This is a genomic window from Crenothrix polyspora (assembly GCF_900163755.1).
GTDB classification, from domain to species: Bacteria; Pseudomonadota; Gammaproteobacteria; order Methylococcales; family Methylomonadaceae; genus Crenothrix; species Crenothrix polyspora.
The window spans coordinates 95,439-109,462 of the sequence record NZ_FUKI01000119.1; the positions used below are offsets into that span (position 1 = coordinate 95,439).

A 14,024-nucleotide genomic window follows, 5' to 3' on the forward strand; every position below is an offset into this window, starting at 1 on the left:
CCAATCACGCTTTGGGTAAGGTCACGCCGGTTTGCCCCTGGTATTTACCGCCCCGATCTTTGTAGGAAGTTTCGCAAACTTCATCACTACCGAAAAACAGCATTTGCGCTACGCCTTCGTTGGCGTATATTTTAGCGGGTAGGGTAGTGGTGTTGGAAAACTCCAGGGTGACATGGCCTTCCCATTCGGGCTCTAAAGGCGTTACATTGACGATTATTCCGCAATTAGCAACGAAAACTCCGGCTTCTAGCGCAAAATTACCGGCTTCTGGCACTGTTAAGCAATAGACATCGTGATCACCTGCCAACTGACGAACGGCAGTAACTTTGTGGTTACGTGTTGCCGTGCCACGAAAGCTGTCCAATTGCTCAGGAAAACGTCGAAAAACGCTACGGTCACAGTGTAGGTAATTGGCTGCACCGCGTATGGAGCCGGTTTTATCTAATGCCTCGCGCACCACTTCCGCAGTAATTTCATCGCGGCAATTAATGTGGCGGGCAATTTCCGCTTGCCTCAAGCGTCGAGTGTCATCATTACGCCAAGCTTGTTGCATGAGTTCTGAATGTTGTGCCCGTGCTTGAGGATCAGCGTACCGTGCTAAGGTGGCTTGTGAATGGGCAAAGCGGGTAGCATCGCTCGGATTTTGGCGTTGTGCCAGGATTTTTTCCCGCATGGCGGCATATTTTTCGTCATGCCAGAAATTTAAGGCGCGTTGCTGTTGCACTTGGCTGAAGTTTTCCCGCCATTGTGGTTGTTGTGCCAAACGTTGCAGCCCCGCTTTAATGGCATCACCGTGCTCTTGTGCGTCGAAACCGTCACCGTAATTACGCTGGTTGTGGTAGCGCAAATGTTCACTGGCTTCCATGCGGGTAATGTTCCACGGGTAATTGTTGCGGCGTTCGTTGTCGATATGGTGGCGATGTGTGCCCATTTCGTCGTTATAGACACCGTGGCGCAAATTCCATTCATCAGCCAAACGATGGGTTGGGTACATGCGGTTATTGGAGGTTTGGTAGATCATTTCATAACCGCGTCTTACACTGCGATAAAGCGGCATTAATGATGAACCTGGGCGCAAGTTACTGGCTTCGACCATGCGGCCATCACGGTTTAAAAATTTATGATCAGGGGTGCAAGTAATGGTTTCGCCTGAGTCCAGTTCAATTTCAATTAATTGGTCACGGCCAATGTAGCGTGGGGCTTCGATCAGTGCGGCAATTATTTGCCCGTATTGGCCGATGCTGTAACCCCAGAATACTTCACCCTGTTCGGCGCGTTTGGCCATTTCTTCCAGGGTGGGCGCTGTGCCATCCAGCAAGGCCACGCGGGTGTTGCCACTAAAGCAACGTGCATACGTGCTCTTACCTAAGCAAATCGTGAGTACATCACGCGGAATACGAAAGAATTCCACGGTTCTGGCCAAGGCAAAGGAATTGGGTGGAATGATACAAACATCGGATTTCACATCAACAAAGCTGTTGGGATCGAAGTTTTTGGGGTCTACGATAGCCGAGTTGATGTTGGTGAAAATTTTGAATTCATCGGAACAGCGCACATCGTAGCCATAGCTGGATGTGCCGTAGGAAATTACTTTTCCTTTTTCTGAATCTCGTACCTGGCCGCTTTCAAACGGTTCAATCATGCCTTGCTGCGCCATGCGGCGTATCCATTTATCTGATTTGATGCTCATGTGTTGTTACTTATATGTTTTTGAATGGTTATTTCGAAGCGGAAAGATTAGATGACAACAAAATCTGCATTGGTCATGGCTAAGTTTGTACCTAATATTGCGATTTGCACCGCTGCCCCCACGCCATTGCCATCCGCATCGTAAGACAAAGCACCAGTGCTGCTGGTGTAAATAACATAATCATTCGCATCGGCAGCGGTTGTACCTATTTTAAAATTAGCCACACTTAAAATACCGGTTACGGTTAATTTGATAAACAGGCTATTTTCAAGCTGAATCGTGTCATCGACGATTGAAAAATCTTTGATTGTGTCTTTGGAAAGGGTGGTTAATTGGAAAATGTCTTTTCCAGTGCCACCGGTCAAAATATCATTACCTAAACCACCCTGTAGTTTGTCAGCGCCTGTGCCACCAACTAGCGTGTCAGTTCCTACGCCGCCTTTTAAAGTATCATCACCAACACCTCCTGATAAATACTCAGCGCCCGCGTTGCCTGTAAGAATGTCATTGCCATACCCTCCGTACATGGCATCGGTTTTACTTTGAGCTTGAAGATTATCATTGGCATTGCTGCCATAAATCACATCATAACCACTGCGTGATGATAAGCTTTCTTGCCAGCCGGTTGATCCACCAAATAGATAGGTATAAAGAGCATAATCTGCGTTATCAGCATTCCATGTCGGCCAAAAATCTCCTTCAAATCCGCTTTGGTTAAATCCGATAACCTCCAATGCTTTCCATGTAAAATCTATACAACTATTCCAAGCAGAGTAGATAGAAGAATTGAATCCATAATTTGAAGGAGCTGTTCTGAAATTAATTAGTTGATCATATTGAGTGGCACTAATACTTATTGTGCCAGTGTAGTATGTTGAGGCATACGTTTGATCGTCGTCAGTATAAATTTGGCCTCTTGGAAGTAACGAGCCTTCGTCTAGTCCGTAACCCATGGAAACGGGTGCTACTGGGCCATTAGCTCCATCTTTGTCTAAAGATAACCACATATACCCAGTTCCCGATTGGCCATTTCCGTCATATATAGTTCCGCTAGAAGCAATTTTTATTGTAAGTGTTATCATTTTCTATTTTTTTATAGTTATTTTGGGGCGCGAATGTAATAAAGCTTGAACTGGACTTTTGTATCAATTAACTGAGGAAAATCTTTAATGGTTTCTATTCGTATTCGATAATTTCCTGATGTAATGCTTAATTTGTCAATTAGTCGATCCAATGTTGTTTCTCCAGAGCTTACCAATCCGGTAGTGGTGTAGGTTTTATTTAAAATTACTGATTTTTTAACATCCGTATATTTAATGATTTTTATTTTTAACGGAACAGTAACAGTTTGTGGAACGGAAAAACCGATTCCTGCTTCGCGCCCTAGAAAGTCTAGCAAGCGATTACGATCGCCAGGTTGGTCATTAACAAAAAAGCGTAACTTAAGGCTTATTTTATCGTCTTGTTCTATTTTAAAATCAGTTTCAATTACATTACCTGCTTTATGCAGGGCTATGGGGGTATCTATTATTTTATAAGTAAAAAATGAACATCCAGTTAAACATATAAACAAAATCAATATGATAATAGTATTTTTATTGGCCGCACTTTGCATACTTTGATTAAAAGCGTGCATAGTAATCTTTACGGTAAGTGTTTGCATTTATATTCCTATGGTTATTTAGGTATTTTGTACGACAATATTAGGAAAACACGTCGTAAAATCCTTAGCCCTTAACGCCAATTTAGCCGCCGTCTTACGGGCCAATTTCCTTTGGAACTTTCTTTAATTCTGAGACGCTTACGCTAAATTGTGGCTAAATATTGAGAGCATAGAGTCTTTCTTAAATCTTAAATGGTTCTTAAATACCGTGTTCAAAAATAGGCTGCAAACGCGCCATTACCTCATCAATAAGATAATCCGGCGAGTTTTCAACAAAGTGGCCGTTACGTGCTTTTATATCCAGTGTTCTTGGTTGATTGCACATCACAACACCTTGTGTTTTAGTACTCATGCCTAGCAAGGAAACAGCAAAACCTGCGTTGCGTGATGGTTGTCCACCTTGCGTGATAGGACAAATAACACACAGACCTAAGCTGTTAAATTCCCGCTCTGAGACCACAAAAATGGGACGTGTACCTTGTTGTTCCTGTCCTATGGTCGGATTGAGATTAACCAGCCATATTTCGCCTCGCGCTGGAATACGCATCAGTGTTTTTCTGCGCCGTATTCAAGTCCACAGGCAGAGCTGTCAAGCCAGTCTTGTTCGTCTGTCGATAAAGGTATCGATGGATCGCATTGTGCGACCAGTTCGGCCAGTGTATAGCGTTTTTTGGTTTGCGGAATCACGACTAGGCGGCCTTGCTCAACATGGATTTCAACTTTAGAACCGGCCTGTAACTGAACCAATTCAAGCAATCGTTTAGGTATGGCCATAACAACCGAGCCACCTACAGTACGGAGCGTTGCAGTAGGCATAATAGAGACTTCCTGTGTAAAAGTTACATTTTAGTATAATTTTATGCTGCAATCAAACACAGGTTTTGTGAGCAGTCTGTTAAATTTTGGGCTCTTGTTGTGTGGTGCAATGAATACCGCCGCCACCCGCCGCAATGCCGTCAATATTAAGCTGTACAATTTTTCGGTTAGGGAATAAGGTTTGCAATTTGGTTTTGGCAGCATTATCTGCTTTTTTATCGCCAAATTCAGGCGCAATAACTGCACCGTTACAAACGTAAAAATTGATATAGCCCGCCGCAAAATCATTAGATTCATACGTTGGGCGTATGGTGGCTGGACCTTCAATGACTACAACGTGTAAGCGTTTTCCGTTAGCATCGGTGGCGGTTTTTAAGATGTTAAGGTGCTTTTTAGTGACGGCGTGGTCAAAAGATTGCGGATCTGCATCATAACCCGCGACTACAACGCCAGGTTTAGCAAAGCGTGCATAAAAATCTGTATGGCCATCGGTAATATCCTTGCCTTTAATGCCGGGTAACCAGATGATTTTTTCTAAACCCAGTAAGCGTTTTAACTCTGCTTCGCAGCTGACTTTAGAAATACCAGGATTACGGTTTGCATTGAGCACACAACTTTCAGTAATAATGGCGGTACCTTGGCCATCAACCTCAATACCGCCGCCTTCCAATACCAATTTAGTCGATAGTATTTTGGTCGCTGCTTGTGTGGCTACAAAGCTGGCGATGTGCATATCTTGTGTGTGTTCTTGTTTGTTGCCCCAACCGTTAAAATTGAATTTGATGGCCGCTTTATCACCTTTTTCGGTAACGACGAATACCGCGCCTGTATCACGCATCCATAAATCGTCCATAGGTGCGATAACAAGAGTGACCGATGCCCCCACTAACTTACGTGCCAGTGCATAATCGCTTTTTCTGACCAGCATAGAAACCGGCTCAAATTGCGCGATAGTGCGTGCAATTAAAGCTAAATTACGCTGTACTTCGGGTAACAGTTTTTTGCCCCATATTGCTTGGCTGGCACCAAACGCCATCCATGTTCGCGTATGAGGTTCAGATTCGTCGGGCATAAACCAGTCATTTGCAGTTGATGCTGATGTTAACGATGTCGCAGCGCTAGTTGGGCGAATCAATAAACCCCCTGACAGTAAAAGGCTGGTCTGCACGAATTTTCTTCTTGTGATCATGAAGGCTCTTATGTTTTTTCGTTTAAACAATAGCTATGTTCAAAAATGGCTTGCCAGGATAATGCTTCGATTTTTGTATCCTGCCGCATTTCATCCTCAGCTTCTACAATCGCTGACGCTAAACAATCATTCCACAATTGCTCGATAATTTTATTACTCAAGCTGGGTGTTTCTTCTTGAATATCTTTAATTTCAACTCGGGCATTATGAATGCTGGCTATCCAGCTTCTTGTACGGTAATCCGGCTGCGTTTGCCATTTAATAATGTGCTTCATTAATCGAATGAGTTGGCTTTTTAAGACCCGTTTTTCTGAACGTGACAAAGCGTTTATTAACGCCTGTAAGCCTTTATTGGCCTCTTCTTGATGGCCTTGTTGTAATTCATGATGAATAGCAATCGCGGTTTTATAATGCGATGTCGCTGAGAGTTCTTGCCAATTCATAACAATCTCCACTTGATTTCAAGAGAAATATTTTAGGTATTCTGCACCACAATAGTAGGGAATCTAGTCGTAAAATCCTTAGCCCTTAATGCTAATTTTGCCGCCGTCTTACGTGCAATTTCCTTATAAATCTGCGCCGCACGGCTATCAGGATCAGCGATTACAGTTGGCACACCAGAATCCGCATATTCACGAATCGATCTATCCAATGGCAACGAACCTAACAGTTCAACCTTGTTAATCTCAGCCATTGCTGCACCGCCGCCAGAACCAAAAATAGCCTCTTCATGGCCGCAGTTGCTGCAAATATGCAGGCTCATGTTTTCTACGATACCCAATACCGGCACGTTGACTTTCTGGAACATCGCCAAACCGCGTTGTGCGTCAATCAGGGCAATATCTTGTGGGGTGGTGACGATAATCGCACCACTGACGGGAATTTGTTGCGACAAGGTTAATTGAATATCACCGGTGCCGGGCGGCAAGTCGATAATCAGGTAATCGACATCGCTCCAGTTGGTTTCCTTGAGCAATTGCAGCAAGGCATTAGTGACCATCGGGCCGCGCCAAATCATCGCCTGTTCAGCCGGAACCATATAACCAATCGACATGGTTTGCAGGCCATGCGCCATATTGGGCATCATGGTTTTTTTGTCCAAACTGGTGGGGTAATTGCTGATACCCAACATGGTCGGGATACTGGGGCCGTAAATGTCGGCATCCAGAATACCTACGGTGGCACCTTCTGCCATCAGTGCCAGGGCAATATTCACCGCCGTAGTCGATTTGCCGACACCGCCTTTGCCGGAGGCCACAGCAATAATGTTCTTTACATTCGGCTGCGGTTTTAAGGCTTGCTGCACAGCGTGGGACAGTATCTTAACGTTAATATCGACAAACACACTGCCAATATCTGGCAGTGTTTTCAACTGTTGTTTAACGGCTTCGGTTAATGCCTCAATAGTGCTGTTGGCGGGGTAGCCCAGTTCCAGGCGCACGCTGACGTTTGCACCATCAAGGGTAATCGCTTTAACGGATTTTGCTGAGACCAAGTCTAAACCATGATTTGGGTCGATAACGGATTTGAGGAGGTTTTCTATTTGGGATTTTTCGAAGTGTGCCATGTTTGCTTAAATAAACCTGTTAGTCGCTGCTTTTTAGATGGCGTTATTCTACAGGAATTTTGCTGCGTGGGCGGTTTGGCAATGGTAATCTTAATGAATGGTATGTGCGTTTATTATTGGTTGGGTTGCTAATAAAGCAACCCAACCAACCCTACACCTTAACTAATAACGATAAATTTTCTTGGTGCTGTTAACAATCCATGGAGTGCCGCCAGCGGTTCCGATACTCGTAGCACCACCAGGAATTTTAGTCCATCCCGTTCCATTCCAACGGTAGATGCCATAACCCCCACTTTCAGCACCTGTTCCAATTACCCAGCCATCGGCAATATCTTTGCCAGCACCAGGCATCAGTTGCCAACCTGAACCATTCCAGCGGTAGATTTGATTTAGATTATTGACAACCCACGGGGTGCTGTAAGTGCCGCCAATACGCACCGCACCACCCGGCATGTGGTTCCAGCTTGTTCCATTCCAACGGTAGATGCCGTAGCCACCGCCTGTTGTATCTGTTCCAAGTACCCAGCCATCGGCCACATCTTTGGCAGCGCCAGGTATTGATTGCCAACCTGAACCATTCCAGCGGTAGATTTGATTTAGATTATTGACAACCCACGGGGTGTTGTAAGTGCCGCCAATGCGCACCGCGCCACCCGGCATTTGACTCCACCCCGCCCCATTCCAGCGGTAGATCTTATAACCCCCACTTACAGTACCCGTTCCAATCACCCAGCCATCTGTTACATCTCTAGCAGCTCCTGGTGTTTGTACCCACCCGAAAGCGGATGATGACATAAATAAAAGAATGGCCAAAGCAATGTTGATTTTGATTAATTTAAACACTTTTTACCTCCTCAGAATACTGAGAATAATTAAAGCAACGCGAGGGGGAGAGATTAAAAGTCACTATAGAAAAACAAAATATAAAACTTAGTTAACTTATAAAAGACTCCAATATTCTTCAATAAAGACAGCGTTATTACAACACCCTTCGTCAAACGGATAGAATCAGTTGAAAGAGGCCTCAGAAATATCCAAGCTCTTGATTTTACTATATCCGCCTAAGCTGACCTTCATCGAATTTAGACCAAAACTAGCGAAGGTATTGTTATTAGCAACATTGATATTGAAGATGCTTTGATTCTAACATTACTTTGATACAAAGTCTGTGAAATAGCTCACATGTTAAGAAGGTATTATTACCTTGACATAAAGCCAAGGTTCTTCTGTCCTAAAGCCAAGTTGGTTATACATTTCTACTGTATCAACAATAGTATCTACATTGAGGCAGGCTTATGACTGTGCAAGTGTTAAATTGTGGGGCAGCAGCCCAGCTCTGATGCCTACTCCATTTATTTCTGAATCCCGTTACCCTCAAACATCTTCATAAAGTACCGCACTGTCTAGCAACAGATCAACACTGCTAAATTCAATCGGCGCATGGCCAATAAATTCATACAATACCCAATGGCCCGTTTTATCCAGGCGAAAGCTATCCACTTTGCGTTTAATCGGGTTAATCAGTACATATTCCTGCAATGACGCAAACTGCCGATATTTCTCAAACTTATCCCCACGGTCATAGGCTTCGGTTGACTCCGATAACACCTCAACAATCAAACGGGGCTCAGACATAAACAGCTCAGCTTGGTGGTCTTTTTCTGAACAAGTGACAAACACATCAGGGTAAAAAAACGTATTGACTGTTTGCAGTTTTACTTTCATGTCGGCCATGTAAACACGGCACGGGGTGGCTTTAAGATGCTGCTTAAGTAGTGCAAATACATTACCTGCCACTGTTGCGTGTTGGCGCGTTACCCCAACCATCGCAAAGATTCCGCCATCAATAAATTCGTGTCTTTCAGTCTGCTCAGCCTCCCATTTCAAAAAGTCATCAGCTGTCATGGGGTCAACAATCGCTGCATAAGCCATAGGTCACTTCACTGCATTAGGTTAAAGATAGAATTCTATGCCAAAAACAAGCCTAACAACAAGCGCTTGTTTAGCGCATTAAGACTCGATATTGTAATGTTTAAACCAATAGCCGTTCTATTAGTTATTGAGTTCTCTTCTTTGCCTGTATTGCCACAGCATAGTATATGAGCAAGCCATTGAACACTTGCCATCATGGCTAAGGCGGTAACCGATCGTCTATGCCATAATAGCCACATTTTTTATTGCCAATAATCGCTATTATGTCCAACAGAAAGATACTCGTCACCAGCGCCTTGCCGTATGCCAACGGCCCCATCCACCTTGGCCATTTGGTCGAATACATCCAGACCGATATTTGGGTACGCTTTCAAAAACAACGCGGCCACCAATGCCACTTTGTCTGTGCCGACGACACTCACGGCACGCCCATCATGTTAAAAGCCGATAGCTTGGGCATTAGTCCAGAAGACTTGATCGCCCAGGTGGGCAAAGAGCATCTGGCTGATTTCACCGCCTTTGATGTGGCCTTCGACAATTACCACAGCACGCATTCACCAGAAAACAAAGATTTTTCGGCATTAATCTACCAACGTTTGCGCGATGCAGGGCATATTAGCTCACGCACTATTACCCAGGCGTATGATCCGGTTAAAAACATGTTTTTGTCGGATCGTTTTATCAAAGGCGAATGTCCCAAGTGTGGGGCGTTGGATCAATACGGTGATGGTTGTGAAGTGTGCGGTGCGACTTATTCGCCGACTGAATTAAAAAATGCGGTATCGGCTATTTCTGGTGCAAAGCCGGTTGAGAAAGATTCGGTACATTACTTTTTCAATTTGGCCGATTTTACTGAGATGCTCAGAGACTGGACGACCGCAACTGGCCATTTGCAGCCCGAAGTACGCAACAAAATGGGTGAATGGCTGGACGGTGGTTTGCAACAATGGGATATTTCCCGCGATGCGCCGTATTTTGGCTTTGAAATTCCTGATGCACCGGGCAAATATTTTTACGTGTGGCTGGATGCGCCGATAGGTTACATGGCCAGCTTTAAAAATCTGTGCGATAGGCAGGGACTGGATTTTGACAGCTTCTGGGCGAAAGACAGTACGGCTGAGCTATACCATTTTATCGGTAAAGACATTATTTACTTCCACGCTTTATTTTGGCCAGCGATGTTACAAGGTGCTGATTTTAGAACACCCAGTGCGGTTTTTGCACATGGCTTTTTAACGGTGAACGGCGAGAAAATGTCCAAGTCACGCGGCACGTTTATTAAAGCACGTACTTATCTGGATCATTTAAACCCTGAATACCTGCGCTATTATTTCGCCGCTAAGCTGAGTGCGGGCGTGGATGACATCGACCTTAATTTTGACGATTTCAGCCAGCGGGTTAATTCCGATTTGGTCGGCAAAGTCGTGAATATTGCCAGCCGATGCAGTGGCTTTATCGCTAAACGTTTTGCCAACCAATTGTCGGCGACCTGTTCTGAGCCGACTTTATTCCAAGACTTTGTTAATGCTAACGTGCAAATCGCCGAGCTTTATGAAACCCGTGAATTCGGCAAGGCTATGCGTGAGATCATGGCGTTGGCCGATAAAGCCAACCAGTATATTGATGAGAAAAAACCTTGGTTGATAGCCAAAGAACAGGGCAGGGATGCCGAATTACAGGATGTCTGCACAATGGGCATCAACTTGTTCCGTTTGTTGGCGGTGTATTTAAAACCGGTTACGCCACGTTTGGCAGCCGGTGCCGAATTGTTTTTAAATGCAGAAATAACCGGTTGGGTAGCGGAGCTACAGCCGTTGTTGAATCACACGCTTAACGATTTTACACCGCTCATGATCCGTGTTGAAGCCGACAAAATTGCGGCAATTATCGAAGATTCTAAAGAAAGCCTGGAAAAAACTGTGGATAAGCACGCGGCTGTTGAAAAGCGCTTTGAGCCGATAGCGCCGACGATTGAATTTAACGATTTTGCCAAGCTGGATTTGAGACTTGCCAAGATTGTTAAAGCCAGTTACGTGGAAGGCTCCGATAAGTTGTTGCAACTGACCGTGGATATTGGCGATGAAACCCGTAATATTTTATCGGGTATTCGTTCGGCGTATGAACCGGCTGATTTGGAGGGTAAATTGACCTTGGTGGTGGCCAATTTAGCGCCGCGTAAAATGCGCTTTGGACTATCAGAAGGTATGGTGTTGGCGGCAGGGCCTGGTGAAAAAGATATTTGGTTGTTAAGCCCTGATGCGGGTGCAGTAGCTGGTTTGCGCGTTAATTGATTTTTATAAGTATTGTCCACGAAAGTCACGAAAATTTATAGTGATACCAATAATTAAATGGAAACGGGTACAGCCATGAATCAAGATAAAAAATTGCGTTGGGGTATTTTGGGTGCGGCGCGGGTTAACGAGCGTTTATTGCCTGCTATTGTAGAAGCCAGCAATTCCGTGTTAGTGGCTATCGCCAGTCGTCGGCCAGGCGCTGCGGCTGAAACTTTAGCTAAATATGCCCCGCAATCCCAAAACGTTTGTACTTACGACAATCTCGACGCTTTGCTGGACGATGCGGATGTCGATGCGGTTTACTTGCCGTTGGGTAATCATGAACACGCTGAATGGACATTAAAAGCGATTGCCAAAGGCAAGCACGTTTTGTGTGAAAAGCCGATGGCGCTGTCGGTTGCGGATATTGATGCAATAGAAGCCGCTGCCAAACAGCATAATGTAACGGTGATGGAAGGCTTTATGTATCGCTTTCATTCGCAACATAAACGGGTTTTGGATTTGATACGTGTCGGTCTAATTGGCGAGATACGCACGGTACGCGCCAGTTATTCGTTTATGATGCGACCAGCACGTATGTACCGATTGACCGAAAATATTGAAAATGGTGGTGGTGCGTTATGGGATATTGGGTGTTATGCCATTCATTCTGCCAGAATGTTTTTTGATCAGTTGCCAAGTGCGGTAACTATGATGTCAAGCTACACCGAAAGCGGCGCAGATATGGGCAGTTCTGGCATTATTGATTACGGTGCAGGAAAGTTCGCACATTTTGATTTCAGTTTTGAACGGGCACGGCGCTGCGAATACGAAATTACCGGCACGAAAGGTGGCATAAAATGCCATGTGGTCTGGCAATTGCCTGGTGATGTGCCGGTTATCTCTTGGTGGACAGAAGATGGTCGGCAAGCTGAGGAACGCATGGTTGCACAAAACCATTTCACACTGGAAATTGAGCATTTTAGTGATTGCGTGTTAAACGGCAAAACTCCCGCGCTGTCATTACAAGATGCTAAAGACAATTGCAAAATTTTGGTCGCTGCAATGCAATCATCGGCGCAAGGCCGACGCATTGAGATAATGTAAACGCTTGCTGTTAAACAGAGTGATAGTCAGATGCCAAAAAAAATCCAAGCGCAGTTGACACTGGCAATTGTACCTTCTCAGCGATTAAAGTACGGTCTTGTTGTGGTGCATATACTTGCAGTCATTGCGTGTTTGATAAATGCCTTGCCGCTTGTTGTTAAAACTGGCTTGGCTTTGGCGGTGGCGGGTTATTATCTATTTATCAGTAAACGTCTAGCCCATGAGTGCTGGACTATTCGGCACAGCGATTTTTTCGGCTGGCAAATATTGGTTAATGGCCAATTTGAAGCCATCCAGATTCTTGATTCAACGGTATTAACACCTTTTGCTATTTTTTTGCATTTTCGCTATAACTCGGCGAAAAAAGGCTATTTAGCCTTATTTAATGACGCACTGACAAATGACGATTTTCGGCAATGTGTGGTGCGATTAAAAATCACACGCACAAAATGAACTTTTTAGATTACAGGTATAACTTGTATAATCCACCGCCTTAATCAGCTGAATAATCTCGCTGCCCCCTGTTTTTTATCATGAACGTCACCCAGAGAACTCTATGGCATTGTATTGCGGAATTGTTGGTTTACCGAATGTTGGCAAATCGACCTTATTTAATGCGCTCACTAAAGCGAAAATTGCGGCAGAAAACTACCCGTTTTGCACGATTGATCCAAATGTTGGCGTTGTACCCGTACCTGATAGCCGATTAGAGGCGCTTTCGGAAATTGTGAAGCCAGAACGTATTTTGCCCACCACAATTGAGTTTGTTGATATTGCAGGTTTAGTGGCCGGTGCGTCTAAAGGTGAGGGTTTAGGGAATCAATTTTTGGCTAATATCCGCGAAACCGATGCTATTGCGCATGTGGTACGTTGTTTTGATGATGATAATGTTATCCACGTTGCTGGAAAAATCGACCCTATTTCTGATATAGAAGTAATTAATACTGAATTGGCATTAGCCGATATGGCTTCGGTTGAAAAAGCCTTATTACGCGCCACCAAATTATCTAAATCGGGTAATAAAGACGAGTTACTGAAAAAATCTGTACTTGAACGTATTTTTACCCAGTTGGATGCAGGACAGCCTGCACGCGCGTTAGATTTAAGCGATGAAGAAAAATTGCTGGTGCGAGATTTGTGTTTGTTGACGATTAAACCGGTTATGTACATTGCTAATGTGCAAGATGATGGCTTTGAAAATAATCCTTTGCTGGATAAAGTACAAGCCCATGCCGCACAAGAAGGCGCGATGGTTGTGCCTATTTGTGCCGCGATAGAAGCGGAAATTGCCCAGTTAGATGATGATGAGAAGAAAGAATTTTTAGATGATTTGGGGCTTGCAGAGCCAGGGTTAAATCGCGTTGTCAGAGCCGGTTATAGCTTATTAAACTTGGCGACTTATTTTACCGCCGGTGTTAAAGAAGTTCGAGCATGGACAATTCCGGTGGGTGCAACCGCACCGCAATCGGCCGGCGTAATCCACACCGATTTTGAACGCGGCTTTATTCGTGCGGAAGTTATCGCTTATCAAGATTTTTTAAGTTACAAAGGTGAGCAAGGCGCAAAAGATGCCGGAAAGTGGCGTTTAGAAGGCAAAGACTATATTGTAAAAGATGGCGATGTCATGCATTTTAGATTCAATGTTTGACAAATTAAGAGTGGCTATTTATAATTCCGGTTCTTCATAAAGGCCTGTCTATGGCGATGTAGCTCAGTTGGTTAGAGCACGGGATTCATAACCCCGGGGTCGGTGGTTCAAATCCACCCATCGCCACCATTCTAGATAT

General features: G+C 44.5%; 13 protein-coding genes, 1 tRNA gene and 3 pseudogenes. 5 read left to right on the forward strand and 12 right to left on the reverse strand.

The annotated features are described in order from the left end of the window. Positions 1-4: 4 nt before the first annotated feature. From CRENPOLYSF2_RS19210 to CRENPOLYSF2_RS10220, 12 genes and pseudogenes are all read right to left on the reverse strand, one after another. Positions 5-229 (reverse strand): annotated as a pseudogene (locus CRENPOLYSF2_RS19210) (dCTP deaminase); the annotation flags it as partial. Further along, positions 230-1,333: pseudogene (locus CRENPOLYSF2_RS19215) on the reverse strand (hypothetical protein); the annotation flags it as partial. A 9-nt stretch (positions 1,334-1,342) separates the two neighbouring features. After that, a pseudogene (locus tag CRENPOLYSF2_RS19220) lies at positions 1,343-1,690 on the reverse strand (dCTP deaminase); the annotation flags it as partial. 47 nt (positions 1,691-1,737) lie between these two features. Then, the gene (locus CRENPOLYSF2_RS18550) at positions 1,738-2,772 is read right to left on the reverse strand and encodes a calcium-binding protein (protein ID WP_140396843.1); all 1,035 of its coding nucleotides are present in this window, start codon (positions 2,770-2,772) and stop codon (positions 1,738-1,740) included. Between the two features lie 17 nt (positions 2,773-2,789). After that, positions 2,790-3,353 carry a DUF5625 family protein gene (locus CRENPOLYSF2_RS10185; RefSeq protein WP_087143837.1) on the reverse strand — a complete coding sequence of 188 codons (564 nt, stop codon included), beginning with the start codon at positions 3,351-3,353 and terminating at the stop codon, positions 2,790-2,792. Between the two features lie 199 nt (positions 3,354-3,552). Beyond that, on the reverse strand, positions 3,553-3,900 hold the full coding sequence (locus tag CRENPOLYSF2_RS10190) for a type II toxin-antitoxin system PemK/MazF family toxin (RefSeq protein ID WP_087143838.1): 348 nt from the start codon (positions 3,898-3,900) through the stop codon (positions 3,553-3,555). After that, positions 3,900-4,169, reverse strand: coding sequence for an AbrB/MazE/SpoVT family DNA-binding domain-containing protein (locus CRENPOLYSF2_RS10195; RefSeq protein WP_087143839.1), 270 nt, complete (start codon positions 4,167-4,169; stop codon positions 3,900-3,902). The genes CRENPOLYSF2_RS10190 and CRENPOLYSF2_RS10195 overlap by 1 nt, the downstream gene beginning before the upstream one ends. A 79-nt stretch (positions 4,170-4,248) precedes the next feature. Further along, positions 4,249-5,358 (reverse strand): agmatine deiminase family protein, encoded by a 1,110-nt coding sequence (locus tag CRENPOLYSF2_RS10200; protein ID WP_087143840.1) that lies wholly within the window; start codon positions 5,356-5,358, stop codon positions 4,249-4,251. An 8-nt stretch (positions 5,359-5,366) separates the two neighbouring features. Beyond that, positions 5,367-5,801, reverse strand: a complete 435-nt coding sequence (locus CRENPOLYSF2_RS10205; RefSeq protein ID WP_176371093.1) for a DUF29 domain-containing protein — start codon at positions 5,799-5,801, stop codon at positions 5,367-5,369. 32 nt (positions 5,802-5,833) lie between these two features. Further along, on the reverse strand, positions 5,834-6,925 hold the full coding sequence (apbC, locus tag CRENPOLYSF2_RS10210; protein WP_087143841.1) for an iron-sulfur cluster carrier protein ApbC: 1,092 nt from the start codon (positions 6,923-6,925) through the stop codon (positions 5,834-5,836). 162 nt (positions 6,926-7,087) lie between these two features. Then, positions 7,088-7,768, reverse strand: coding sequence for a tectonin domain-containing protein (locus CRENPOLYSF2_RS10215; protein ID WP_087143842.1), 681 nt, complete (start codon positions 7,766-7,768; stop codon positions 7,088-7,090). A 531-nt stretch (positions 7,769-8,299) separates the two neighbouring features. Beyond that, the gene (locus CRENPOLYSF2_RS10220; RefSeq protein ID WP_087143843.1) at positions 8,300-8,857 is read right to left on the reverse strand and encodes a Uma2 family endonuclease; all 558 of its coding nucleotides are present in this window, start codon (positions 8,855-8,857) and stop codon (positions 8,300-8,302) included. 263 nt (positions 8,858-9,120) lie between these two features. Between CRENPOLYSF2_RS10220 and metG the strand changes: the two genes are divergently transcribed. The 5 genes from metG (at position 9,121) to CRENPOLYSF2_RS10245 (ending at position 14,014) form a co-directional block, all read left to right on the forward strand. Then, complete coding sequence (gene metG, locus CRENPOLYSF2_RS10225; RefSeq protein ID WP_087143844.1) at positions 9,121-11,148, forward strand: methionine--tRNA ligase; 2,028 nt, start codon at positions 9,121-9,123, stop codon at positions 11,146-11,148. A gap of 75 nt (positions 11,149-11,223) precedes the next feature. Next, complete coding sequence (locus CRENPOLYSF2_RS10230) at positions 11,224-12,237, forward strand: Gfo/Idh/MocA family protein (protein WP_087143878.1); 1,014 nt, start codon at positions 11,224-11,226, stop codon at positions 12,235-12,237. 30 nt (positions 12,238-12,267) lie between these two features. Beyond that, positions 12,268-12,690 carry a protein YgfX gene (locus CRENPOLYSF2_RS10235; RefSeq protein ID WP_087143845.1) on the forward strand — a complete coding sequence of 141 codons (423 nt, stop codon included), beginning with the start codon at positions 12,268-12,270 and terminating at the stop codon, positions 12,688-12,690. 103 nt (positions 12,691-12,793) lie between these two features. Beyond that, positions 12,794-13,885 (forward strand): redox-regulated ATPase YchF, encoded by a 1,092-nt coding sequence (ychF, locus tag CRENPOLYSF2_RS10240; protein WP_087143846.1) that lies wholly within the window; start codon positions 12,794-12,796, stop codon positions 13,883-13,885. Positions 13,886-13,937: 52 nt separating this feature from the next. Continuing rightward, positions 13,938-14,014: transfer RNA gene (locus CRENPOLYSF2_RS10245), tRNA-Met, on the forward strand. Positions 14,015-14,024: the final 10 nt, after the last annotated feature.

Excerpts from the sequence above, each read along its gene's own strand:
- CRENPOLYSF2_RS18550 (WP_140396843.1), bottom strand. The coding sequence starts at position 2,772 with ATGATAACACTTACAATAAAAATTGCTTCTAGCGGAACTATATATGAC.
- CRENPOLYSF2_RS10185 (WP_087143837.1), bottom strand. The coding sequence starts at position 3,353 with ATGCAAACACTTACCGTAAAGATTACTATGCACGCTTTTAATCAAAGT.
- CRENPOLYSF2_RS10190 (WP_087143838.1), bottom strand. The coding sequence starts at position 3,900 with ATGCGTATTCCAGCGCGAGGCGAAATATGGCTGGTTAATCTCAATCCG.
- CRENPOLYSF2_RS10195 (WP_087143839.1), bottom strand. The coding sequence starts at position 4,169 with ATGCCTACTGCAACGCTCCGTACTGTAGGTGGCTCGGTTGTTATGGCC.
- CRENPOLYSF2_RS10200 (WP_087143840.1), bottom strand. The coding sequence starts at position 5,358 with ATGATCACAAGAAGAAAATTCGTGCAGACCAGCCTTTTACTGTCAGGG.
- CRENPOLYSF2_RS10205 (WP_176371093.1), bottom strand. The coding sequence starts at position 5,801 with ATGAATTGGCAAGAACTCTCAGCGACATCGCATTATAAAACCGCGATT.
- apbC (WP_087143841.1), bottom strand. The coding sequence starts at position 6,925 with ATGGCACACTTCGAAAAATCCCAAATAGAAAACCTCCTCAAATCCGTT.
- CRENPOLYSF2_RS10220 (WP_087143843.1), bottom strand. The coding sequence starts at position 8,857 with ATGGCTTATGCAGCGATTGTTGACCCCATGACAGCTGATGACTTTTTG.
- metG (WP_087143844.1), top strand. The coding sequence starts at position 9,121 with ATGTCCAACAGAAAGATACTCGTCACCAGCGCCTTGCCGTATGCCAAC.
- CRENPOLYSF2_RS10230 (WP_087143878.1), top strand. The coding sequence starts at position 11,224 with ATGAATCAAGATAAAAAATTGCGTTGGGGTATTTTGGGTGCGGCGCGG.
- CRENPOLYSF2_RS10235 (WP_087143845.1), top strand. The coding sequence starts at position 12,268 with ATGCCAAAAAAAATCCAAGCGCAGTTGACACTGGCAATTGTACCTTCT.
- ychF (WP_087143846.1), top strand. The coding sequence starts at position 12,794 with ATGGCATTGTATTGCGGAATTGTTGGTTTACCGAATGTTGGCAAATCG.